Annotated in this window: 26 protein-coding genes and 1 riboswitch; of the genes, 16 read left to right on the plus strand and 10 right to left on the minus strand. The window is 36.9% G+C overall.

What is annotated here, in order from left to right:
• Positions 1-24 precede the first annotated feature (24 nt).
• The 7 genes from parE to AC1Q6O_RS17965 all read left to right on the plus strand — a co-directional run bounded on the left by parE (position 25) and on the right by AC1Q6O_RS17965 (position 8,349).
• The gene (gene parE / locus AC1Q6O_RS17935; RefSeq protein WP_008178755.1) at positions 25-2,001 is read left to right on the plus strand and encodes a DNA topoisomerase IV subunit B; all 1,977 of its coding nucleotides are present in this window, start codon (positions 25-27) and stop codon (positions 1,999-2,001) included.
• The gene (gene parC / locus AC1Q6O_RS17940; RefSeq protein ID WP_089987193.1) at positions 1,998-4,436 is read left to right on the plus strand and encodes a DNA topoisomerase IV subunit A; all 2,439 of its coding nucleotides are present in this window, start codon (positions 1,998-2,000) and stop codon (positions 4,434-4,436) included. Before parE ends, parC begins: the two co-directional genes overlap by 4 nt.
• Positions 4,437-4,559: 123 nt before the next feature.
• Positions 4,560-4,670, plus strand: a riboswitch (TPP riboswitch).
• Positions 4,671-4,825: 155 nt separating this feature from the next.
• On the plus strand, positions 4,826-5,821 hold the full coding sequence (locus AC1Q6O_RS17945; RefSeq protein WP_089987192.1) for an ABC transporter substrate-binding protein: 996 nt from the start codon (positions 4,826-4,828) through the stop codon (positions 5,819-5,821).
• A gap of 1 nt (position 5,822) precedes the next feature.
• A complete protein-coding gene (locus tag AC1Q6O_RS17950; RefSeq protein ID WP_008178760.1) occupies positions 5,823-6,116 on the plus strand; it encodes a thiamine-binding protein in 294 nt (97 codons plus the stop codon).
• Entirely contained in the window at positions 6,113-6,886 is a 774-nt protein-coding gene (locus AC1Q6O_RS17955; protein ID WP_239354672.1) for an ABC transporter permease, read from the plus strand. The genes AC1Q6O_RS17950 and AC1Q6O_RS17955 overlap by 4 nt, the downstream gene beginning before the upstream one ends.
• A complete protein-coding gene (locus AC1Q6O_RS17960) occupies positions 6,861-7,610 on the plus strand; it encodes an ABC transporter ATP-binding protein (RefSeq protein ID WP_089987190.1) in 750 nt (249 codons plus the stop codon). The genes AC1Q6O_RS17955 and AC1Q6O_RS17960 overlap by 26 nt, the downstream gene beginning before the upstream one ends.
• On the plus strand, positions 7,600-8,349 hold the full coding sequence (locus AC1Q6O_RS17965) for a TatD family hydrolase (RefSeq protein WP_008181306.1): 750 nt from the start codon (positions 7,600-7,602) through the stop codon (positions 8,347-8,349). The genes AC1Q6O_RS17960 and AC1Q6O_RS17965 overlap by 11 nt, the downstream gene beginning before the upstream one ends.
• Before the next feature lie 60 nt (positions 8,350-8,409).
• Here the strand turns inward: AC1Q6O_RS17965 and brfA are convergent, their stop codons facing one another.
• From brfA to AC1Q6O_RS17990, 5 genes are all read right to left on the minus strand, one after another.
• On the minus strand, positions 8,410-8,586 hold the full coding sequence (gene brfA, locus AC1Q6O_RS17970; RefSeq protein WP_164908714.1) for a ribosome rescue factor BrfA: 177 nt from the start codon (positions 8,584-8,586) through the stop codon (positions 8,410-8,412).
• A gap of 92 nt (positions 8,587-8,678) precedes the next feature.
• On the minus strand, positions 8,679-10,223 hold the full coding sequence (locus tag AC1Q6O_RS17975; RefSeq protein ID WP_043990796.1) for a solute symporter family protein: 1,545 nt from the start codon (positions 10,221-10,223) through the stop codon (positions 8,679-8,681).
• 8 nt (positions 10,224-10,231) lie between these two features.
• Positions 10,232-10,570, minus strand: a complete 339-nt coding sequence (locus AC1Q6O_RS17980; RefSeq protein ID WP_025116302.1) for a DUF485 domain-containing protein — start codon at positions 10,568-10,570, stop codon at positions 10,232-10,234.
• Between the two features lie 481 nt (positions 10,571-11,051).
• Positions 11,052-12,605, minus strand: coding sequence for a solute symporter family protein (locus AC1Q6O_RS17985; RefSeq protein ID WP_008181316.1), 1,554 nt, complete (start codon positions 12,603-12,605; stop codon positions 11,052-11,054).
• On the minus strand, positions 12,606-12,941 hold the full coding sequence (locus AC1Q6O_RS17990; RefSeq protein ID WP_089987187.1) for a DUF485 domain-containing protein: 336 nt from the start codon (positions 12,939-12,941) through the stop codon (positions 12,606-12,608).
• 584 nt (positions 12,942-13,525) lie between these two features.
• On the opposite strand from AC1Q6O_RS17990, the gene AC1Q6O_RS17995 reads away from it, so the two are divergent.
• The 6 genes from AC1Q6O_RS17995 to AC1Q6O_RS18020 all read left to right on the plus strand — a co-directional run bounded on the left by AC1Q6O_RS17995 (position 13,526) and on the right by AC1Q6O_RS18020 (position 17,995).
• On the plus strand, positions 13,526-14,122 hold the full coding sequence (locus AC1Q6O_RS17995) for an SCO family protein (RefSeq protein ID WP_008181322.1): 597 nt from the start codon (positions 13,526-13,528) through the stop codon (positions 14,120-14,122).
• A gap of 184 nt (positions 14,123-14,306) precedes the next feature.
• The gene (locus AC1Q6O_RS18000) at positions 14,307-14,642 is read left to right on the plus strand and encodes an ArsR/SmtB family transcription factor (protein WP_275443985.1); all 336 of its coding nucleotides are present in this window, start codon (positions 14,307-14,309) and stop codon (positions 14,640-14,642) included.
• 37 nt (positions 14,643-14,679) lie between these two features.
• Complete coding sequence (locus AC1Q6O_RS18005) at positions 14,680-15,678, plus strand: NADP-dependent oxidoreductase (protein ID WP_342529405.1); 999 nt, start codon at positions 14,680-14,682, stop codon at positions 15,676-15,678.
• A 188-nt stretch (positions 15,679-15,866) separates the two neighbouring features.
• Positions 15,867-16,514 carry a type A chloramphenicol O-acetyltransferase gene (gene catA / locus AC1Q6O_RS18010; RefSeq protein WP_008181328.1) on the plus strand — a complete coding sequence of 216 codons (648 nt, stop codon included), beginning with the start codon at positions 15,867-15,869 and terminating at the stop codon, positions 16,512-16,514.
• A 208-nt stretch (positions 16,515-16,722) separates the two neighbouring features.
• Complete coding sequence (locus AC1Q6O_RS18015; protein ID WP_008181330.1) at positions 16,723-17,220, plus strand: DinB family protein; 498 nt, start codon at positions 16,723-16,725, stop codon at positions 17,218-17,220.
• Between the two features lie 349 nt (positions 17,221-17,569).
• Positions 17,570-17,995 carry a YfmQ family protein gene (locus tag AC1Q6O_RS18020; RefSeq protein WP_008181333.1) on the plus strand — a complete coding sequence of 142 codons (426 nt, stop codon included), beginning with the start codon at positions 17,570-17,572 and terminating at the stop codon, positions 17,993-17,995.
• A 338-nt stretch (positions 17,996-18,333) separates the two neighbouring features.
• Here the strand turns inward: AC1Q6O_RS18020 and AC1Q6O_RS18025 are convergent, their stop codons facing one another.
• A complete protein-coding gene (locus AC1Q6O_RS18025; RefSeq protein ID WP_239354668.1) occupies positions 18,334-20,043 on the minus strand; it encodes a methyl-accepting chemotaxis protein in 1,710 nt (569 codons plus the stop codon).
• 333 nt (positions 20,044-20,376) lie between these two features.
• On the opposite strand from AC1Q6O_RS18025, the gene AC1Q6O_RS18030 reads away from it, so the two are divergent.
• From AC1Q6O_RS18030 to AC1Q6O_RS18040, 3 genes are all read left to right on the plus strand, one after another.
• The gene (locus tag AC1Q6O_RS18030) at positions 20,377-20,523 is read left to right on the plus strand and encodes a MerR family DNA-binding transcriptional regulator (protein WP_239354762.1); all 147 of its coding nucleotides are present in this window, start codon (positions 20,377-20,379) and stop codon (positions 20,521-20,523) included.
• An 82-nt stretch (positions 20,524-20,605) separates the two neighbouring features.
• Positions 20,606-20,836, plus strand: coding sequence for a hypothetical protein (locus tag AC1Q6O_RS18035; protein WP_239354666.1), 231 nt, complete (start codon positions 20,606-20,608; stop codon positions 20,834-20,836).
• 505 nt (positions 20,837-21,341) lie between these two features.
• The gene (locus tag AC1Q6O_RS18040; RefSeq protein ID WP_089987182.1) at positions 21,342-21,638 is read left to right on the plus strand and encodes a hypothetical protein; all 297 of its coding nucleotides are present in this window, start codon (positions 21,342-21,344) and stop codon (positions 21,636-21,638) included.
• 225 nt (positions 21,639-21,863) lie between these two features.
• Here AC1Q6O_RS18040 and AC1Q6O_RS18045 read toward each other — a convergent pair whose 3' ends face one another.
• From AC1Q6O_RS18045 to AC1Q6O_RS18060, 4 genes are read right to left on the minus strand one after another with little or no spacing between them, the layout of a single operon-like run.
• Positions 21,864-22,484, minus strand: coding sequence for a class I SAM-dependent methyltransferase (locus AC1Q6O_RS18045; RefSeq protein WP_239354664.1), 621 nt, complete (start codon positions 22,482-22,484; stop codon positions 21,864-21,866).
• A gap of 45 nt (positions 22,485-22,529) precedes the next feature.
• The gene (locus tag AC1Q6O_RS18050; protein WP_089987180.1) at positions 22,530-23,240 is read right to left on the minus strand and encodes a cytochrome c biogenesis CcdA family protein; all 711 of its coding nucleotides are present in this window, start codon (positions 23,238-23,240) and stop codon (positions 22,530-22,532) included.
• A gap of 3 nt (positions 23,241-23,243) precedes the next feature.
• Positions 23,244-23,687: a disulfide oxidoreductase gene (locus tag AC1Q6O_RS18055; protein WP_089987179.1), complete on the minus strand. Its 444-nt coding sequence runs from the start codon at positions 23,685-23,687 to the stop codon at positions 23,244-23,246.
• Positions 23,680-24,357, minus strand: coding sequence for a DsbA family protein (locus tag AC1Q6O_RS18060; RefSeq protein WP_089987178.1), 678 nt, complete (start codon positions 24,355-24,357; stop codon positions 23,680-23,682). Before AC1Q6O_RS18060 ends, AC1Q6O_RS18055 begins: the two co-directional genes overlap by 8 nt.
• Positions 24,358-24,551: the final 194 nt, after the last annotated feature.

Raw genomic sequence — 24,551 nt, forward strand, 5'->3', positions numbered from 1 at the left:
TTTGTTTTTTGGAGGGGAATTTTTTTGACGAATAAACAGTCACCTAGCGTCTATAATGATGACGCTATACAAGTATTAGAAGGATTAGAAGCGGTGCGCAAACGACCAGGCATGTATATCGGTTCCACAGATGGCCGTGGACTTCATCACCTTGTGTATGAAATCGTTGATAATGCGGTGGATGAAGCATTGGCTGGCTTTGGATCTCATATTATTGTCAAGATTCACAAAGACCAGAGTATTAGCGTACGCGACTTTGGCCGTGGAATGCCAACTGGTATGCATAAGATGGGTAAACCTACTCCTGAAATTATTTTTACTGTCCTTCATGCAGGTGGTAAGTTTGGACAAGGCGGTTATAAAACGAGCGGCGGCTTGCACGGTGTAGGTTCTTCTGTCGTGAATGCGCTATCCACATTTTTAGAAGTAACCATCCATCGTGATGGTAAAAAATATCGCCAGCGCTTCGAGCATGGTGGACATCCAGTGACAACACTTGAAGAAATTGGTCAAACGAAGCAGACAGGTACGCTTGTTCATTTCCTACCTGATGAAACGATTTTCTCTGTTACAAAATATAATTATGATACGTTAGCAGAACGTTTAAGGGAGTCAGCTTTTTTATTAAAGGGCTTAAAAATTGAATTAATTGATGAGCGCGAGGAAGGCAAAAATGATATGTTCTTTTATGAGAACGGCATTGAAGCTTTCGTTGCGTATTTGAATGAAGAGAAAGATGTTCTTCATCCTGTGAAATATGTGGAAGGTATTCAAGATGATATTGAAGTAGAGTTCGCCTTCCAATATAACGATGGTTATTCTGAAACGATTTTGTCGTTTGTTAATAATGTACGGACACGAGATGGCGGTACCCATGAAACAGGTGCAAAAGCAGCTCTGACGCGTGTTTTTAATGAATACGCAAGAAAAATTGGTTTATTAAAGGATAAGGATAAAAACTTGGAAGGAACGGATATTCGAGAGGGCTTAGCAGCTATCGTATCTGTCCGTATTCCTGAGCACTTATTACAATTTGAAGGACAAACAAAGGGCAAGCTTGGTACAAGTGAGGCCCGTTCAGCAGTAGATAGTGTGGTGTCTGAGCAAATTTTGTATGTGCTAGAGGAAAATGCTGAATTGTCGGCATCTCTTGTGCGTAAAGCGATTCGTGCGCAGCAAGTACGTGAAGCGGCTCGTAAAGCTCGTGAGGATGCGCGAAATGGTAAGAAAAACAAAAAGGGTAGTACGATTCTGTCAGGGAAATTAACGCCTGCACAGTCACGTAATGCGGCGAGAAATGAATTATATTTAGTCGAAGGTGATTCAGCGGGTGGTTCTGCAAAACAAGGTCGCGATCGTACATTCCAGGCAATATTACCACTGCGCGGGAAAGTGATTAACACGGAAAAAGCCAAGCTTCAGGATATTATGAAAAACGAAGAAATTTCAACGATTATTCATGCGATTGGTGCAGGTGTTGGAACAGATTTTGCTGTTGAGGATTCAGCCTACAATAAAGTAGTCATTATGACCGATGCTGATACAGATGGCGCTCATATTCAAGTATTGCTATTAACGTTCTTCTACCGTTATATGCGTCCGCTCATCGAGGCTGGTAAAGTCTTTATTGCATTACCGCCACTTTATAAAGTTTCTAAAGGGACTGGCAAAAAAGAAGTGATTGAATATGCTTGGACAGAAAATGATTTACAAAAGGCCATCAAACAAGTTGGAAAGGGTTACATATTACAGCGCTATAAAGGTCTTGGTGAGATGAATGCAGACCAGCTATGGGATACAACAATGAACCCTGACACACGTACATTAATTCGTGTCACAATCGAGGATGGTGCACGTGCAGAGAGACGTGTCACGACGTTAATGGGCGATAAGGTAGAGCCACGTCGTAAATGGATCGAAGCCAATGTAGACTTCGGTATGGAGGATGATGCTAACATTTTAGAAAATGAATTCATCCAACAAGAGGAGGGCCAAGCATGAGTAGCACAGAAAAGTTTCAAGATTTACCTTTAGAAGAAGTAATGGGTGACCGTTTTGGTCGCTATAGTAAATATATTATTCAAGACCGCGCGTTGCCAGATGCACGTGACGGTCTTAAACCTGTACAGCGTCGAATTTTATATGCGATGTTTACAGAAGGTAATACACACGAAAAACCTTTCCGTAAATCGGCTAAAACAGTCGGTAATGTAATCGGTAATTACCATCCACACGGAGATAGCTCTGTCTATGAGGCAATGGTACGTATGAGTCAGGATTGGAAAGCTCGTCATATGCTCATTGAAATGCATGGGAATAACGGTTCAGTTGATGGAGATCCGCCAGCTGCCATGCGTTATACTGAGGCAAGACTATCTGCGATTGCGGGTGAAATGTTACGAGATATCGGGAAGAAAACGGTTGAATTCGTACCAAACTTCGATGATCAGGATATGGAGCCAACTGTTTTACCAGCACGTTTCCCTAATTTACTAGTAAACGGCTCTACAGGGATATCTGCGGGTTATGCAACTGATATTCCACCTCATGCACTAGATGAAGTGCTAGATGCTGTATTGATGCGCTTAGACAAGCCTACTGCAACAGTGGATGAATTGATGACGGTACTCAAAGGTCCAGATTTCCCAACAGGCGGTATTATTCAAGGTGTGGACGGCATTAAAAAGGCATATGAAACAGGGCGTGGTAAAATTATTGTCCGTGCGCAGGCTGTGGTGGAACCTATTAAGGGTGGCAAAGAGCAAATCGTTGTTACCGAATTACCATACGACGTGAATAAAGCGAATCTTGTAAAAAAAATTGATGAGCAGCGTGTAGATAAACGCCTTGAAGGGATTGCTGAAATTCGTGATGAATCTGACCGTACAGGGTTACGTGTCGTAATCGAGCTGAAAAAGGATGTTCCTGGACAAGGGATTTTACAGTACTTATTTAAAACAACAGATTTACAAGTAGCTTACAATTTTAATATGATTGCGATTCATAATCGTCGCCCAACGATGATGACATTACCATTATTATTGGACGCCTATATTACTCACCAAAAAGAAGTGGTCACAAATCGTTCTATATATGATTTACAAAAGGCAAAGGATCGTTCCCATATCGTAGATGGCTTAATTAAAGCATTGTCTATTTTAGATGAAGTCATTGCGACAATTCGTTCTTCAAATGATAAGAAGGATGCCAAGCTCAATTTACAAGCAAAGTTCGATTTTACCGAGGTACAAGCAGAGGCGATTGTGAGCCTGCAATTATATCGTTTAACGAATACCGATATTACAGAGCTCCGCCAAGAACAGGATGATTTAAATAAATTGATTGCCAAGCTAGAAGGAATTTTACAAAGCGAGGCCAAGCTTGTACGTGTCATTAAACAGGAATTACTAGATATTAAAAAACGCTTCACAGAGCCGCGTCGCTCGAGAATTGAACAAGAAATTGAAGAAATTAAAATTACATTAGATGTCCTTGTTCCAAGCGAAGAGGTTGTGGTGACTGTCACGAAAGATGGCTATATTAAACGTACTTCTACACGATCTCATGCCGCTTCCAATGGTCAAGATTTTGCGATGAAGGATTCCGATTACTTATTGTATGAAGCAAACTTAAATACGCAGCATCATCTATTGTTATTTACAAATAGAGGGAATTATATTTATCAGCCAGTTCACGAATTGCCTGATATTCGTTGGAAGGACCTTGGTCAGCATATTTCTAGTATTGTGCCAACAAGTGAAGATGAATCAATTATTGCAGTCTATGGCTTTGAAACATTTGAACAACCAAATACGTATATTTTAACTGCTACGAAAGATGGACAAATTAAACGTTCACCGCTCGCAGATTATGCAGTGACGCGTTACTCGAAGCCGATTAAAACAATGAATGTTAAAGCGGGCGATGCAATGATTTATGCATCGTTTATGACGGATGATGTGGAATTGCTCTTAACAACTGATACGGCGTATGCTATTCGATTCCCTATTGAGGAATTACCAGTTACTGGTGTGAAAACAGGCGGCGTTAAAGGGATTACGTTAAAAGATGGAGAAGCTTTAGTAGGGGTCAATGTTTTACAGCCAGATGAAACACAATATGTCGTTATTGTGACACAACGAGGGGCTGTCAAGAAAATGAATGTCGCAGAGGTAGAAATAGCAGGTCGTGCCAAACGTGGTCTTAAAGTCCTGACAGAATTAAAAGCAAATCCTCACCGAATTGTCGCTGTGATTCAAGCGACAAACGATGAGCAGGTTGTGATTGAAACTGAAAAAGGCGTCCAAGAGTTTATTGATGTTCAAGCATTGACACGTGCTGATCGTCATTCTAATGGTTCATTTAAAGTGGATATTGCAACAGATGGAGCCATTTCCCATGTCTTAACGGCCAAAAAAGAACAAAAACCAAGCTAAAATCATGCCCAGTCTCTATATTGTAGAGCTGGGCTACTTGTTGGAGTGGAACAACTATCCAAAAATAGCATCTTGTCATTTTAGATCAACTATGGGTATAATAATCATCGAAAAGTTCATAGCGAAAGAATGTAGGGGGGCTAGTTATGGCTAGCTGAGATTGTGTCCGATAGACACTGACCCTTTGAACCTGATTTGGCTCGTACCAGCGTAGGGAACATCTATTCAAAAAAGCAAAAGTTTTGGAGATTGATTGCAATACGTCTGGGAGGAATCCTAGGCGTTTTTTTGTTTTTCAATCAATATCTTACCAACCGTATATTACGCTTTCTTCTGGTGACAACATTCATTCTTGAACGCTTTCATATTACAAACTGGGAGGACCTAGCATGAAAAAATGGTTATTTATTTTAATAGCGGCACTATTGACGTTAGTAGGTTGTAGCGACAAGGAGGACAAGCAAGCTGCTGATACAAAGAAAAAGGTGTCAGTGGTTCTCGATTGGACACCGAATACGAATCATACAGGATTGTATGTTGCGAAAAAGCTTGGTTATTTTGAAGAACAGGGCTTAGATGTTGATATTATTATGCCAGGAGAGGCAGGAGCCGATCAGCTCGTAGCTTCCGGTAAGGCAGAATTTGGCGTGAGCTATCAGGAGGGCATTACACAGGCTCGTGTTCAGGATGTGCCACTTGTCTCAATAGCAGCCATCATCCAGCATAATACATCTGGATTTGCTTCTGTAGAATCAAAGGGTATTACATCTCCAAAGGACTTTGAAGGAAAAACTTATGGTGGCTGGGGGGCGCCACTCGAACAAGCAGTATTACAATCATTAATGCAAAAAGAAAACGCTGATATTAATAAATTAGAGATTGTCAATGCAGGAGATTTAGATTTCTTCACAATGATGAAAAAAGACATCGACTTTGCTTGGATTTATTATGCTTGGACAGGAATTGAGGCAGAGCTTCGTGGGGAAAAGATTAATATGCTGTATTTAACGGACTACAGTGATCAGTTAGATTACTATACACCTGTTTTAGCAACTAATGAAAAAATGCTTCAAAACAATCCAGACATCGTCAAAGCTTTTGTTGCGGCTGCATCGAAGGGCTATGAATATGCAATCGAGCATCCGAATGAAGCTGCCGATATTTTACTAGAAGAAGCCCCAGACTTAGATAAGGAATTAGTGCATAAAAGCCAAGAGTGGTTGGCTGATAAGTATCAGGATGACGCTAAACAATGGGGTGAGCAAAAGCTTTCTGTATGGGAAAACTATGCTAAATGGATGTCGAGCAACAAAGTATTAGAGGGCGAATTTGATGCTAAACAAGCGTTTACGAATGAGTTCTTACCGAAAAAGGAGGCCAAATAACATGGCAAATTCATTAATCAGTGTCCAAATTATTCCGAAGACAGAGAAGTATGAGGATGTCATTCCTTATGTAGATGCGGCCATTGCAGTTATTAATGCATCTGGTGTGAAATATGAGGTTCATCCACTTGAAACAACGATGGAGGGTGAGCTTACAACTCTCCTTCAAATCATTGAAAAAATGAATATTAAGATGGTCGAGCTAGGAGCCATTAATGTCATTACACAAGTAAAAATTTTATATCAACCAAATGGAATTACAATGGCTACATTAACGGAGAAATATCAGTCATGAAACGGGCATTACAAAAGGGAAGGACGATAATTTTTATCGCCTTCCTCTTATTCATATGGGAGCTTGTTGTGCATATCGCTGATGTTCCTCCATGGCTCCTTCCAGCACCGAGCATAATTGTAGTAGAAGGCATTCAATCGTATCAGACGTTCCTGCCACATGCTCTGGCTACTGTGCAATTAGCTTTACTAGGACTTGCTATTGGAGTTGGCTGTGGTCTAACAGTGGCAATTGTTTTGCATCGTTTTACTTTCATTCGGTCGTTATTTTACCCGATTCTCATTATGTCGCAAAACATACCTATTCTTGTGTTAGCACCGCTGCTTATTATTTGGTTTGGCTTTGGCTTATTACCAAAGCTCATCATTATTTGTCTAGTGTGCTTTTTCCCTATTGTCATAGCGACAATGGACGGTTTTCGTCAAACAGCACCCGAGTTAAAGCATTACTTTGAAATGATTGGTGCAACGAAGGCCCAAACGTTTTGGAAACTAGAATGGCCACATGCCTACCCAGCTATTTTCTCAGGTGTAAAAATTGCTACAACTTATAGCGTAATGGGGGCAGTCATTGCGGAGTGGCTTGGTGCGAAAAAGGGAATTGGTGTATACATGACCTTAGCACAATCCTCCTTCCGTACAGATCGAGTGTTTGTCGCAATTTTTGCGATTGTCTTGTTAAGCTTATTGTTATTTAGTAGTATTCGTTTGCTTGAAAAATTAATGGTAAAGGGGAGAAGTTATCATGCTCAGCATTCAAAACATCGCTAAGTCCTTTAACAGTCTACATGTTCTTGATAATATTTCCTTTGATGTCAAGAATGGTGAGTTTGTGGCCATTGTAGGTCCATCCGGCAGTGGTAAAAGTACCCTTTTTCAATTAATTGGTGGGGTCTCTTCGGTTGATCAAGGGGTGATTTTATTAAATGGAGAGGATATCCTGCAAAAAAGAGGAACAATTGGCTATATGCCACAGCAGCCTTGTCTACTGCCTTGGCGTACTATTTTAGAGAATGTAACTATAGTTGAGGAACTGCAGCAAAAGCCTAATGTTGAACGTGCAAAGGGGTGGCTAGAAAAGGTAGGACTTGCTTCCTTTAGCCATGCTTATCCAAACCAGCTATCTGGAGGGATGCAACAACGTGTATCCTTCATCCGTGCCATTGTCAGTGATAAACCTATTTTATGTCTAGATGAACCATTTTCTGCGCTCGATGAATTTACAAGACTGGAAATGCAGGCATGGCTACTGTCCATTTGGGAAGAACATCGAAAATCCATCTTATTTGTCACACATAGTATTGAGGAGGCACTCTTTTTAGCGGATCGTATACTTGTTTTATCGAAACGACCTGCAACGGTGAAAAAAGAAATCATTGTCCCGTTTGAGCGTCCTCGCAAAGAAGAAATTCGTCATTCGGCCACATTCACAGCCTTGAAGCAACAATTATTCATGTATTTACAGGAAGAAAAGGGTGATTTGCATGTTGATTGATGCCCATATTCATTTAGATCAGTATAAGGACGTGGAAATACCTTCTTTATTGGAAGAAGTAGAGGCATTAATTGCGGTAAGTATGCAGCTGTCCTCCTGTCAAAAGACGTTGAATTTAGCGAAGGTCTATCCCAAAGTGAAGGCAGCTTTTGGTTTCCATCCCGAGCAACCTTTACCGAGTGAAATAGAAGAGAAGGCTTTATTTGATTGGATTCGCTCGCATAGTGATGAGATGATAGCAGTCGGCGAGGTCGGTTTACCCTATTATTTAAGGCAAGAACAAGCTTTGGATGTTCGTCCGTATGAGGCTTTATTGGAACGATTTATCGTATTGGCGAAAGAGTTGGACAAACCGATTGTATTGCATGCTGTGTATGAGGATGCTACCGTTGTGTGCGAATTACTAGAAAAGCATCAGCTTCGTCAGGCACATTTCCATTGGTTTAAAGGGGACGAGGCAGTTGTGAAACGCATGATTCAGCAAGGTTATTTTATCTCCGTTACGCCTGATGCATTGTATGAAGAGGAAATTCAACAGTTAATTCAAATCTACCCGATTGAATTAATGATGGTTGAAACAGATGGTCCATGGCCGTTTGAAGGTCCATTTACAAATAAACCTACGTCTCCGTGGATGATGCATTCGACGATTGAGGTGATTGCAGCCATCAAGGGATTGTCTATACAAGAAGCGGCTCAAATTATCACTCAAAATACGACAAACTTTTATCGACTTTAAACTAATTTTGTAAATGACACTTGTGTTTTCTACAATAATAAAAGCAGTATAGGATACAAACTAATTATCCGTATACTGCTTTTTATGTTTAGTAAAATCATGCTTCAATTTCTCTGTCTTTGTTTTGGTGGTGCGTTCATGTGTACTGAAGGAATTGGATTGGCGATTTTTCTCTACATCCTTGCCAACAGTTCTTTTTATTTGCATTCGCTTCTTTTTCGCCCTAGATTGAGCCATTTTCATTCCCTCCTTTTAACAATTATAGTAACGAAAATGAAAGAAAAAGTAAAACCTCGTAAGCAAGAACTTACGAGGTTTATGACATAGATTTAGTGAGATACGTCCTGTACAGAAATACCTGTGTTTGCTTTAACGTCAACTTCACGATATTTTGCATCATCAGTTTCTTTAGAAAGTAATGTGCCGATGAAACCACCAAGGAAACCAAGCGGTACAGAGATTAGGGCAGGGTTCGTTAACATAATTAACGGATCACCCACGAAAATCGCCTTGCCTTCAACTGGATTCCATACGTTTGGTGACATAGCTACTAATACTAAAGCAGAGATTAAACCTGTTAACATCGCTGTAACAGCACCAGCTGTATTAAAGCGTTTCCAATAGATTGTGTAAATAATAACTGGAAGGTTAGCAGAGCCTGCAATACAGAATGCTAAAGATACTAAGAACGCAACGTTTAAAGTTTGTGCACCAAGTGCTAATAAAATGGAAATTATAGCGATTGTAATCGAACCGATACGTGCTGCAAGAACTTGCTCTTTTTCAGTAATTTTACCCTTTTTAATGATTTGCCCATAAATATCATGTGATAGGGCAGAGGCACCTGAAAGTACAAGACCTGCTACTACCGCTAAAATTGTTGCGAATGCTACCGCACAAACGAATGAGAATAGAATGTCGCCACCTAGTGCTTCTGCAAGAAGTGGGGCAGCCATATTACCAGCAGCGTTAGCCGCAATAATATCTTCTTTTCCAACGAATGCTGCTGCACCGAAACCTAAGAAAATTGTTAAAACGTAGAAGATACCTACAATCCAAGTAGCCCAAATAACAGATGAACGAGCCGTTTTTGCATCCTTTACAGTGAAGAAACGCATTAAAATATGTGGAAGACCCGCAGTACCTAATACTAATGCAATTAACATGGAAATTGTGTCAAGTCCATTTGTATATTTTAGACCTGGGTTTAAATAAGCAGCGCCACTATCTGTCGCTGTAGACATTTCTTTGAACATTGTTGCAATACTGAAGCCAAACTCTTTTAATACTAAGAATGAGATAATAACTGTACCTAGCATTAAAAGACAAGCTTTAATAATTTGAACCCATGAAGTCGCTGTCATACCACCGAATAATACGTAGGTTGTCATCATGAAACCTACGATCAATACAGCTACCCAGTAGTCGATACCTAAAAGTAATTGAATAAGTGCTCCTGCACCAACTAGTTGTGCAATCATGTAGAATAAAACAATTGTAATCGTGCTTAAAGCAGCTGTTCCACGTACTTTTGAGTTATTGAAACGAGCTGTAATCATGTCAGCTAAAGTGAATTTCCCAAGGTTACGTAATGGCTCAGCAACGATGTATAATACCACTAAGTAAGCTACTAAATAACCAATAGAGAAGAAGAATCCGTCAAATCCAAATAATGCTACTGCACCTGCAATCCCTAAGAAAGAGGCTGCTGATAAATAGTCACCTGCGATAGCTAGTCCATTTTGCCAGCCTGTTAAGCCCCCGCCAGCTGTATAGAAGTCACTTGCAGAAGATGTACGTTTAGATGCCCACCATGTGATAACTAATGTTAAACCAACAATGGCTACGAAGAAGAATATGGCTGTAAAACTCATTCCGTTATTCATCGGCGGCCACCTCCGTTCTCATATTCTGCGATAATCGCTTTTGCTTCTCTGTCGAAGTTGTTTGCTTTAGCTACATATAAATGACATAACCCCCATGTCATGATGAATAGCCCTGCGGAATAAATCCACACCCAAGTAATTTCCCCAAATGCCTTTTGGTGTAGAATTGTTGTGTACGATGTCAGAATTGGTAACAACATGTAGGCCAATAAAAATATGGCAGTCATAGACCAAAGAAAAGAGTTCTTTCTGCGTACAAGAGACTTAAACGATTCTTGGTTTGCAATTGCATCATAGTCAATCACGACACCTTTTTTTGCTTGATTGTTCGCCATTAACATTCCCCATTTTGTGTATATTTTTTCTGCCTTAAGACTTGATTTTGCTAGTTTAGTGAATTCACATTCTCATTTTATGAAAGAGTTCACAAAATTGCAATACATTTCAGAAAAATTATGTAAAAAAAATTTTTCTGAAAATAGTCCTGAAAGAGAAAAAAACCTCCGAAACCAAGAACATCTAGGGTTTTAGAATATTCAGATAAATAAATGAAGCAAAGAGAAATCTAGATTCTTGACAAAAAAAGAATGATAAATCCACAAAAATGCCTTGGTTTTTTATCCATATTTAAACACTATTGCCTTAGTGAAAATTGGTTTTTTTCTGTATTTTGGAAGTCAAATAATATTGTTCGATAAGTAATTTGCTAGTTGTTGAATAACAAAAAAGGCGAAAAACTCGACCGAAAATCGAATTTTTTGCCTATTTTTTTGTATATTTTGAATTTCAATTCATTATGCATACAGTGTATAAAAATTAGTGAGAAATATCAGATACAGAAACACCAGTATTCGCTTTTACACGAATTTCTTTATAAATACGTTCAGCCTCTTCAGTTGGTACTTTACTAGATGACAGGACCGATCCCAAATAACCTGCAATAAAGCCTAATGGAATGGTAATAATGGCTGGAACAGCTAGTGGTACAAGTGGTTTACCAACAAAAATAGCTGCACCTTCAACAGGACTCCATACATTTGGTCCCATCGCTCCTAAGATCAAACAAGAAATTAACCCTGTTAGCATCGCTGCTACAGCACCAGTAGAGTTGAACTTCTTCCAATAGATCGTATAAAGAATGACAGGTAAATTCGCGGATGCACCAATACAAAACGCAAATGACACTAGGAACGAAACATTTAAGCTTTGTGCAAACAGCGCTAAAACAATGGAGACAATTGCAATTGAGATAGAGCCTGTCCGTGCTGCTACTACCTGTTGCTTTTCCGTTAATTTTCCATCTTTAATAATTTCTCCATATATATCGTGTGAAATCGCTGATGCACCCGTTAAAACTAAGCCAGAAACAACCGCTAAAATTGTCGCAAAGGCTACAGCACCGATAAAGGCCATTAACACATCTCCACCTAAATAATGTGCCAGCAGTGGGGCAGCTGTGTTACCAGCCTTACTTTCAGCTAAAATTTGATCTAAACCTACAAAATTTAACGCACCGAAGCCTAAAAATATTGTTAATGAGAAGAAGATAGCTGTAATCCAAGTTGTCCATGATATAGACGAGCGAGCCGTTTTGGCATCTTTTACAGTAAAGAAGCGCATTAAAATATGTGGTAAACCTGATGTTCCTAAAACTAAGGCCATCATCATCGATACGGAATCAATCGTGCTTGTGTATTTAATTCCTGGTACAAGGAATTCCTCCCCATGATCGACGGCAATGGTGTCAAACATTTTCATTAGAGAGAAATCAAATTTCACTAATACTAATGTAGCTAATAAGCCTGTCCCGAATAATAGTAAACTAGCTTTTATAATTTGTACCCACGAAGTTGCTGTCATGCCACCGAATAATACATAGGTAGTCATCATCACACCGACAATTAACACGGCAATCCAATATTCAATGCCGAATAGTAGTTTTATCAATGCACCTGCACCTACAAGCTGTGCAATCATATACAGAATGACAATAATAATCGTACCTGATGCCGCCACGCCACGAATTCGCTTTTCATTAAAACGAGCCGTTAACATGTCAGCAAGTGTATAGCGGCCTAAATTACGCATAGGCTCAGCGATGATATATAGAAGAACTAAGTTGGCTACAACATAGCCCACAGAGAAAAAGAAACCATCAAAGCCAGTTAAAGCAATCGCACCAGACACCCCAAGAAAGGCTGCAGCTGATAAATAATCACCAGCAATCGCAAAGCCATTTTGCCACCCCTTTAATCCGCCGCCAGCTGTATAAAAATCAGCTGCTGAGGAAGTACGCTTGGCTGCAATATAGGTAACAACAAGTGTTAAACCAACAATAGCTAAAAAGAAACCTACGGATACAATGTTCATTTAGTTACCACCTTTCGCATGATACTCGGCGAGCACAGCAGCTGCAGCTTTATCGAATGAAGCAGCTTTTTTTACATATACTGTACAGAGCACGATGGTCATCACAAATAATCCAGCCGAGTAAACCCAAACTCCTGTAATATTTCCGAAGATTTTTTGTTGTAGTACAGGCTGGAATGCAAGGATCGGAAGCAAAATATAAAGAATAAGAAACACTGCTGTAATCGAGAAAAGAAAGGTGTTTTTCCTTTTCACAAAGCTATTGAACGATTCCATTGCCTCAATTGCATGATAATCAACGCGTTGTGCTTGTTTTTCACTAGAAACATTCGCCATTATTATTCCCCCTAAAGTTATATATTTCTGTTTTAAACGACATATTTCTTTTTCGTTCGCCGTTATATTCACTTATTTTATGGGGGATATTCTTATAATGCAATACTAATTTTTGAGTTTTTATAATTTTTAGTCATTTCATTTTTATGGGAATAACATAGAAATATTAAGGGTTTACTAGAAAAATATTGTATGAAAGAGAGTGTTTATTTCTATTGATATAATATTCTTAAAATAGATTACTGCTAATAAAAATGACTGCGGGAGAAAATAATCACTTAAAAGAGAATTTTCTGTATTTTATTATTCTGCTATTAATATCCTGTGTTGATTAATAGTGTGGAATCGTTTGTTATATAACAATGAAATTTTTCTTTGGGAAATAAAGAAAATGATAAAAAAAAGCTTTGAAAATTTTTAAAAAAAGGAGAGCCATTTGGGAGAAGTAGAGTGATGTAATGCCAAAAATAGTTAATGTTCACAACTTACACAAAATGCAACGCTTGGATAAGCTCATTATCTTGTATTTGGAATCTAGAATGCATAAAATAAGGTGAAGAAATGAAGGGAAGTGTGCAAAATAAATGAAAAAGAAAAGCATGCTGCTAGTTTTAGTACTAGCATTCAGTAGCATTTTAGCTGCTTGCGGAAGTTACAAGTTTGAGCCATCTCTAAATATTGAGGTTCAAGATTTTAATGTAACCAATCAAAAAAATGAACAAGTGAGCCTTGATAATTTAAAGGGCAAGCCTTGGTTGGCCATGTTTATTTTTACAAACTGTACGACAATCTGTCCGCCTATGACATTTAATATGACAGAAGTACAGCAGGCCTTACAGGATGAAGGTCTTGAGGATTATCAAATTGTTGCATTTAGTGTAGATCCGGAAGTGGATAAGCCAGACGTATTAACAAACTACTTAAAAACGTATAACGTTGTAGATGAAAGTAAATGGCAGCTATTAACAGGCTATCAGCAGAAATTTATCGAGCAATTTGCACGTAAATCATTCAATTCATTAGTCAAGAATGATCCTAACTCAGACCAAGTCATACATATGTCGAGCTATTATTTAGTGAATGCAGACGGCACAGTTGTAAAAGACTATGATGGCGCGACAAACGTACCAGTTGAAACAATCGTTGGAGATATGAAGGCTCTTATTAAGGAAAGCAAGTAACTCAAGTAACACAGAGGTCCATGTGACTTCTGTGTTTTTTTGTTGTATAGAGACGAGCTTCGAAAATTGATTCGTCTCGATTTACTTTCTCAATATTGCACGGAATAGCCCTGTATTATATTGTTGTATTCATAACGGTTCAATAACTTAAACTATTCAACTAATTAAAGGAGGTATTCACTTAATGACTAAAGAGGAACAGCTACACATCATTAAAGAAAATTTTATGAACTGTCAAAAGGTATTATTGGCAATTGGTGATGAAACACGTCAATCTATTTTACTTGTTTTAATGGCAACAGATTGTCAAACAGGCTTGCGTGTTGGGGAAATCACAGAGCAAACACATCTTTCTAGACCTGCTGTGTCACACCACCTTAAAATTTTACGAGATGCTGGCGTTATTTTAATGCGTAAAGAAGGGACAAAAAATTTTTATTATATAGATATACGTACGAGATTAGGTTTACTAAAAACACTTGTTACAGATATTGAATCGTTGTTAAAGGAATATTATTGAAACGACTGGTATCAGACATGAATTGGAGGAATCAACAATGAAAGCAATGGTAATTGATAAATATGGCGCTGCTCCCATGCGTTTAGCAGAAGTGCCTACACCTAATATTGGTGAATATGAAATTCTAGCAGAAATTCGTGCGGCCAGTATTAATCCGATCGATTTTAAAATACGAGATGGGAAAGTAAAACTATTAATTAAGTATGAAATGCCTCTAATCCTCGGAAATGATTTTTCAGGAGTTGTGGTAAGGGTTGGTACAAAGGTAAGTCGATTTAAAGTAGGAGATGAAATATATGCACGGCCACGTAAAAGCAAAATTGGCACCTTTGCCGAATTTATTGCAATTCATGAGGATGACATAGCGTTAAAGCCTAAAAATTTAAGTTTTGAGGAAGCTGCGTCCATCCCACTCGTTGGCTTAACTTCATACCAAGCATTGCATGACATCATGCAATTACAAACAGGACAAAAAGTATTGATTCATGCAGGGTCTGGTGGTGTCGGTACTTTTGCTATTCAATTAGCTAAATTAATGGGGGCAACTGTGGCAACTACTGCTAGTGAAGCTGGGGCAAATCTAGTAACAACGCTCGGTGCTGATGAAGTAATCAACTATAAGACAGAAAAGTTTGAGGAGCTATTAGAAAATTATGATGCAGTTTTCGACACACTCGGAGGGACGTCACTCGAAAAATCCTTTGAGATAATTAAACGTGGAGGAAAAATCGTTTCAGTTTCAGGCTTACCGAATGCACGCTTTGCGAAAGAGCATGGCTCAGGTTTTTTTAAAAGATTATTGTTTTCAGCAGCAAGTTATAAACTGACTGCACTTGAAAAGAAGCATGATGCTCACTATTCATTTTTATTTATGAAGCCAAGTGGTGAGCAATTACGTATAATTGCGGACTATATTGAATCGGGTAAAATCAAACCTGTCATAGATAGAATTTTTTCATTTGAAGAAGCTCAACAAGCAATGGAATATGCCGAGTCTGGAAGGGCTAAGGGGAAAATCATAGTCAAAATCAAGTAATGGACTAAGCGATTCAGGTTGTTATCCCATGTTGGCAAAGCAAATGCTCACTTATAAATTTCTTTTTATATGGAAAATTTTGCTGTAAAATAAGTTCTAGGTCGATTTAGAAAAAAAGGATGATTTAATGAAGAAAGCAGTGAAAATAGCCTCCTAAAACCAGCCAAAATTTTAGGAGGCGTGAAAAAATGAAATTTTATTTGATAGACCGCGAGAATTGGCAACGAAAAGAGTATTTTGAACACTATTTGCAACAACAAACATCATTCAGTATAACGAATGATATTAATATTACTGTTTTGATGGAGAATTTAAAGAAAAAGAATTTGAAACTATATCCTGCGTTTATTTTTATGATTACTAAAATAGTCAATGCACATCAAGAATTCAGAACTAACTTTAACGCAGAAGGGCAGTTAGGGTATTGGGAGGAAATGTTGCCTTCATACACAATTTTTGATAAACAGTCATGCACATTTTCTTGCGTTTGGACATCTAATTTCACTACATTTACTGAATTCTACACGCAATATGAGCAAGATATAGAAACATATAATGGTACAGATCGAATGTTTCCCAAAATGCCTATACCAGAAAATAATATTCCTATCTCCATGATACCATGGTGTTCTTTCACTGGATTTAATTTGAACATTCATAATGGTGGAGATTATCTATTACCGATTATAACGGGTGCTCAATATGCTTCTATAAATGGGGAGTATCGCTTACCAATTTCGCTACAGTTTCATCATGCAGTTTGTGATGGTTATCATGCAGGGATTTTTATGAATGAGCTGCAAAAACTTGCTGATAATAGTGCAGAATGGCTATAGTTTTTATAAAAGGAGCTGTGATTGCAGCTTCTTTTTTGGGGACATAACAGTTTATTTGTAATTAGAAGGTGGAAGCGTCCGTCATAGCTGAAGACACCAATGTTATGTTTTTGAAACCACCGTTTTATTTATAACAGTCTAGTAACTAGAGAGGCTTTCTATTCAAATGAAATTTATAGTAAACTAACCAAAAGCGAGGAGAGAAATCATGATTAAACAACTAATCGTCGGTGACACATTGCATGAATTGACCGCTACACGTCGTATTTTGGAACGTTTGCCTGAGGAGCATCTGTCATGGAAACCTCACGAGAAGTCGATGACGCTCGGTGGGCTAGCCACACATTTGATTAATATACTGAACTGGCAAATTGCTATACTTCAATACTCAGAGTTTGATCTCTTAACCGTACCGCTAAGAAGAGAACCTTTAGAAAAACAATCGGATATTCTAAATGAGTTTGACGGAAACGTTGACAAGCTGGAACAAATGCTTGCCGAATGTGACGAAAATATGCTAGGTCAAGAATGGATATTGCGTCAAGGTGACCATATTATTCGCCGTGAGCCACGTGCACTCGCATTCCGTACCTTCGGATTAAGCCATATGGTCCACCACCGAGGGCAACTCGGAGTATACTTGCGCCTTCTCGATATTCCCGTCCCTGGCATGTACGGTCCCTCTGCTGACGAACAAACCTCATGAGCGAAGGTTCTTCATTCGAAAAGGGTAGAAACATAGTTTGAAGGCTCATATTTTAGCAAATGTCTGCCACCTTACATGAAAATGCTTAGTATAAAAGGAGCGACCAAAGCTAATTGTCTTATAAAGGACAAGGCGTTTTGGACGTTTCTTTTATTTTGATGAAATTGTATTAATCCTAAGTGGATGGTAAAAAAATTTTTAAATTGGATGGTGATAAAAAATTAAAATCCTTTATCATTGAAAGGCGGATGATCAAACATCCATATAGCGACATTACATATTAATGAGAAATCAAATTATTAATAAAGTAATAGCTATGAAGAAAAATGGCTGAAAGAGTTGATATAAGATGACAACGGGATTGATCATTACGATAGTGATTGGATCTATTATTAAATTGTTAATGAGCCCACCAAGTATAGCTGTGGCATGGGTAGTAAATAAATTTGAGCTTCACAAAGAACTGGACTCAAAGGAAGTTACGGTTACGTTTAATGGATATAATTTAGAAGAGGGAGAAAAAATAAGATTTATAGATTTTTTTAATAAAGCTATCTTTTTGAAAAAATATTATATATTTCCGGGCAATGAAAAATTATTTTTACAACCTGAGACGAGTGTTACACCCTTTGTCATCAACTTAAAAAGTGGCAAAAAAGATGTGGATTTCTTAATTTTTCCCTACGATGATCATGTGGATGTAGTCAAGAAGCGTAAAGAGAAAGTGATTTCATATAGCCTTAGTTCAGAAAATCTACAAAAGTTCACTATATAAACAGCTAATTAAATTTTTGAAAAGTAGGGATTCGGTCCAAACTGCGGTTTCAGTGTAGAATCCCTCTTCTATACGAACATCTGATTTCTCAACTCATTTGTATAGTAATTTACTATTTCTTTTTGCAGGAATTACAAAATAACCAAAAGATACAGGTACAAGACAATATCTTTCAGTTTTTATGCAAAAGTTCTTACAATAAATCGTCTTTTTTTATTGCATTCTTACATATACCTTATGTATAGCGGATAGGTAGCGCTAAGGTAGAATAAAAAGCTGTTTTTTTGAAAAAAACCCAATTTCTCTGTATAAATTAGAGAAATTGAGCTTTGCTTTTATTATCGCTTTGAATTTGTTTGAATAGTAAACTTAGAGACATTTTCCTCCATTGTATTAGCTAACTTTGCTAATTCTTCACTAGAATGGGCAACTTCATAAATGGAGTTTGTTTGATTCTGTAAATATGCGGCTGCTTCTTCCGTACCAGCTGCATTTTCTTCCGATATAGCAGATAAGTTTTGTAGAATATCTATTACTTCGTCCTTTTTTTCACCCATATTATTGCCTAAGTTATATAAATCCTCAATTACCGTTTTTATTTTTTCAATAGAAACTGCAACATCTTCGAATTTACCATTTGTAGTTTCAACACTTTTTGTTTGCGAATTGACAAGATTATTCACTTCTTGCATTGTTTGAACTGCTTGTGCAGTTTTTCCTGTTAAATCTCCTATCACTGTGGCAATTTCCTTAGTGAATTGATTGGATTGTTCTGCCAATTTCCGTATTTCGTCCGCAACCACCGCAAATCCTTTTCCTGCTTCACCAGCTCTAGACGCCTCAATAGCCGCATTTAGGGCTAGTAAATTCGTCTGTTCAGCAATAGTTCTTATCATCTGACTTGCATTTTGAATTTTCCCAGAGCTTTCGTTAGTCGTGAGAATGATAGTATAAATTTCATTTGCTGCCATATTATTTTCTTCTGTTGTAGCAACAAGTTCCTTTAATATGAGTAAACTCTCATCTTTTATATTGCTTACTTCATCGACAAATTTATTTAGATTTTCTAAATGACCTTGATTATTTTCAATTAATACTCCAAGCTCTCCAATACTTGTAGTCCCATATTCGGTATCTTTTGCCTGTTCCACTGCACCCTTAGCGATGTCTTCAACAGTGGATGATAAATCCTTCGAAGACTCTAAAGAAATACTAGTAGCATCTTTAAGTTCTTCAGAAGATGCAGTTACCTTTTTTGAAGTTAGACTGATTTCATTAAGTAAATCAACAAAATTATTCTGCATCTCATTTAATGCATGTGTAAGCTTGCCTACTTCATCATTTCTACTTGTATATTTTAAATTGATTAACTCAGTGAATTCTCCTTTTTCCATTTCATTGCATTTATCAACTGCTAACAACAAAGGCTTAAACATTTTATTTAAAATAATAATCATTAGTAAAATGATTATTAAACAGCCAGCACTAACTGTAATAATTTCCTTGAATAAAATTTCATTCGTGACCTTTGTGATATCGCCCTCAAAAATGCCAACATCCATAGAACCGTAAAGCTTATTATCTATGTAAATGGGTACCATTATATCGAACGTCCAACTTTTCTGAACATCCGCATAAAATCTACTCGTCATAGTTTTCCCATTTTTTGCTCCATCTACTGAGTAGGGGTCATCTTCATAGTTTTTACCTATTTTCTCTTGATCACTATGAGCAATTGCCGTAACGTTTTTATCAATGACTACTGCATAAGCTATCCCACTTTGCTTAGCCTTGTTTTCAACAAAATTTTGCAATTCCACTGTAGGATTAGATGTAGAAAGTAAAATATACTCCGCTTGACGTGCAATTTCATCGACTTGCTGGATACTCTTTTCTAATAGCGCATCTGAAACATTTTCTTTAACTGTACTAATATTCAAATAGGAACTAATGCTGATAACCGAAATAAACAGTAAAAGTGTAAATCCGATAATGCGATTTTTTAAACTTCCTTTTCTGACCTTACCATTTTTCAGCTGTTGACTCATAGATACTTACCCCCTTCTTTTTAACTATCTCAACTTTTTAATTAATTATAGTTCTTTAGTTATGGTTAATCAATTTTTTTTGGAAAAAAATTATTACTTTAGGTTATAAATTCTAAAATTTTGAAAACTTGCCCTTAGTTGGTAGCTCTTTATATCTTTTGTTCGCAGTTCATTTTCCGTACTATAGGTTAATGAAGCTTACATAATTAATCCTTTTCCTTGAATTGACTAGCTGGTTGGGGGGAGTCATTTTTTCCGAGAAATTTATCTTTACATTCAAGTTACTTTAAGGTTTAACATTAGACTTAGGTAGATGGTAATTTGACTGAATTCATGAATATACAGCTTTTTTCTGAAAAAACTGGTATTTTTAAAAGTGCATTAAGGTATTATGAAGCAAAGAATTTACTTTTACCACGAGAGAGAAGCACAAATGGTTATCGGATATATTCCAATGATCAAATCGCGACAGTAAAGTAGATTTCAAGTTTACGTTTAGCTGATATACCAAAAAGTTATAAAAGTTTATTTAACAGAAAACGATGAAGCAAAACAAAAGCAGATGATGGAGAATTGGATTAATAATATTAACAAGAAAAAGGACTTTTTAACGGTCAGCCTACGCTATTTAGAAAGTGATTCTATAAGTAGGGAGATTTATCTAACAGAAAAAAGTGCAGAACAAATTATTTGGTATAATGCAGAATCTAAAGTAGGAAAATTTAAAGAACACTTTTTGCGTAGAGGGAATGAAATAAAAAATATAAAAATTCCTATTAAAAATTGTTACTGAAATAAGTATCTGGTAATGAATTTATTAAAGCACAAATTGGTTTTGGTATCCCAATTGATTTAGAAATAAATACTTGATCAGAAACAGCCTTTATAGAACACATACCGCAATGCATCTGCATTGCAATGTCTTACCAAGATTCCATCTCAACAATTCAAATTGGTTACAACAAATTATTACACTATGCTTCCGAAAATGAATGGACACCAACGTCTTCAATCCTGGAGTGGTGTCATGGTGTGGATTTTACTGAATTAGATTTGTTAATGTCAGTTACTCAAATTGTAAGGAGAGGAGTATGAGACAGGGAAGAGTTGATAGTAAGCGTTGTAGAGTTAAAAGGTAGCTATCCTAATATAGGATTGAAACAAAGTAAAAAAATTAAAACATCCATGTTGTTAGAACAATTTAATTTGCTTCAAACGTTAAGTACTAATTCTAATTCAACAAAGGCTCAGGAAGTACTAAAGACTGTTTACCAGGTATTTTAGAGGAACTTAAAGGTATGGCCAATGGGCTAGAGATGGAGTTAGACCTTATCGTGAAGTTTTATAGCGGATATGATGTTTCTTTTCCACCGATGGGATGTACTACATCATTACATACAGTTGTCTATTCGCCAAAAGATTTATCCCTGATAATTGGTGTAGGAGAGAATTGTGCACCAATTATGGTTTCGTTAAAGGATTATTTGGACGAGACTTTAACTCTTCCTGCTGTTATTAAAGGAAAAATTAATATAAACGGATTTCTTTGGATTTCTTATTTCAGCATTAGCAGTAGGTGCCATTTTGAATGTTAGAGATATTATAGAAGAAAGAAAACTTAGTTGATTGATGAATATTAATAATACTTTTAATTGCTGACGGGAGCACCAATACATAATCATTGGGCATGTATTGGTGCATTTAATTTATTGCATTCAGTTTACATAAGATATTTAATTGTAACTAATATTAGTGTACGCATTGTTACTATTAATTTTCTAGGGTGCATGTTTAAGGCAACTATTCCTATTTAGTAGTAGCTAAGATACTCTACTTACTTCAATATATCGATACATGCCATTTAGCATTACAGGATGATCTTTTTCTATTTTTATCCGATGTTTGTTTTGATTAATGAGCTCTTCAAAATTCCTACCAATATCGGTTCCTAACAAGCTGATAAATGGGCGTAATAGCTTTTTTGTGAATGTGATTTTTTGATTTTTAGGAGCAAATTTATCAAAAACTAGAATTTTTCCATCCTTTTTTAAAACTCTGATCATCTCTCCAAAACACTTACTCCCATCAGGAACGACCGAAAGAATTAAGCTAGCTACAATATAGTCAAAGGTTTCATCTTCAAACGTCATTTTTTGAGCATCCATTTCTAAAAAATGAATTGTAGAGTTCTTGAATTTATTTTTAGCTTTATTTAGCATGTCAGGAGAATAATCAATGGCTGTAATATCATATTTAGCGTAATCAATTAATTCTAAATCCGCTCCAGTACCAATGCCCACATACAATATTTTTTGTTTGTTTTTAAAAGGTACTTCTTGAAAAATCCTCTTTCTAGTTTTTAAAAAAATACCTGTGTTAAAAAATTTATCGTAGAAGGAAGAGCCCAGTTTGTAAATTATCTTGTTCCATGTATTATTCAATTTGTCATCCCATCTTTCAACAGTAAAATTAAAGCATATAAACTCTTAAAAACCTGTAAAGCCTCCAAAAATAGGTGTAACCCATGCAATAATTTTCGTCATCATGTCAAAATATAATAAAACGCCCATTAAAATCATAATCCATCCGCCAATGATCTTAAATTGATGGCTTCTTCTTTGGAAAAAACGCAATTTGCCTATAAATAGCGACATCAATAGAAATGGAATTGAAAAACCAAGTACATAAATGAGCATGTATATTAAGCCTTTATCAGGGTTTGATAGCCCTAAAGCCATTACACCAGCTAATATAGGACCCGTACAAGGTGTCCAGCCGGCAGCGAATCCTATCCCTATTAAAATCGAACCTATGTAACCACTTGGTCGGTTTTTAAACTGGTATTTCTTTTCAGAGAGTAGAAAATCTAACTTTAGGATGCCAACGCTTATTAGCCCAAAGAATACCATAATGATGGCACCGATTTGTCTCAATAAATCTTTATATTGGATAAAGAATGTCCCTATAAACGAAGTGGAGAGACCAAGAGCTAGAAAAATCATAGAAAAACCAAATAAGAATAAAAGTGTGTTTTTTATTGCATGTCTACTTAAAATCCCTTTGTTTTCTTTTAATTCATTTAACGATACACCTGTTATATATGAAAGAAACGCGGGATATAACGGTAATGAGCAAGGGGATAGAAAAGATAATAATCCTGCTCCGAAGACTAGTAATAAATTAATCTCATTTTGCAAAGATCACTCCACCTCTCGTTTGGCTCTGGACATAGCTATCATGCTAATAGTTATGAGCGTAAAGGCCGTTAATGCAAGGAAGGGGATCGTTACAAACCCAAACCAATTAATATATTGGATATTACATGGTACACCACTTACACATGGTTTAAATCCCCCAAATCCAGGGATTTTCTGTTCAAGATAGTGTATAAGAGATATACAGCCTCCAATAATGGAAAGAGGTAAAACAAATTTTCTCGCGGTTACATCACGTTGAAACATCGCAATTCCCAAAATAAAAACAAGCGGATACATGAAGATCCTTTGATACCAACACTTTTCACAAGGGATAAACTCTCTAATTTCACTAAAGTATAAGCTACCAAAAGTAGCAACTAATGAGACTAGCCAAGCAAAGTAAAGTAGATAAATGTCTTTAGAATTTCCTTTTATCACTTTATTCATTTGGAGCACTCAATTCTTCTTTGATGATTTTTTGAATTTCTGCATAATCAAATGGATCACTAATTTTTGTATCGCCAATGATAATCGTTGGTGTAACCCCGACTCCGTGCTTTTTATATAAAGTAGTATCTGTTTCCACTTGTGGCATTGTCTGTTCTTGTTCCAAGTCCTGTGTTAATTTTTCAGGTGAAATGGATGGCATAGTGCTGGTAAGCTCTAATAACTTTTCTGTTGTTACCCATAATTCATCATGCTTTGCTGTTTCTGGTTGGGAGGAGAAGAGCGTTTTATGGAAATCCCAATACACATTTGGGTCTTGTTGATAAACAGATTCGGCTGCCAAAGCAGCTAAAATAGATTCTTGCCCATGGAATGGAACATTAACGTAGGCAAAATTCACATCTCCACTTGTAATATATTCATCTACTAATTTAGGAAAGACGGTATCTCCCCAAGCCTTACATGCCGGACATTTGAAATCACCGAATTCAACTATTGTTACTGGAGCATTTGATTCCCCTAAAAGTGGTTGACCTTCTATAGACGGTGGCCCAGTAGGAGCTTTCTCTGGAACAGGATCATTCTTTTGATTTAATACAACAATCCAAGCTACGAATACAAAAACAAGTAGCGTTAGGATAACAGCGATTTTTGCGCCTTTATTTTTCATGTTACATAACCTCATTTTTTTGTTTTTTGAATATTTGATAGTATGTTGTGCTAGCCTCTTAATCACTTATTAGATGTTAAAATCCTAGTTGATGTATCCGCTTTCACTTAACGGTTTAATGCATTAATAAGAGTGTTTTTAACATTCACACCTCCAATAAACTGATTATTAAAAAATTTTGACAGACATATTAG

The organism is Lysinibacillus sp. GW823-FHT06C08 (assembly GCF_058795135.1).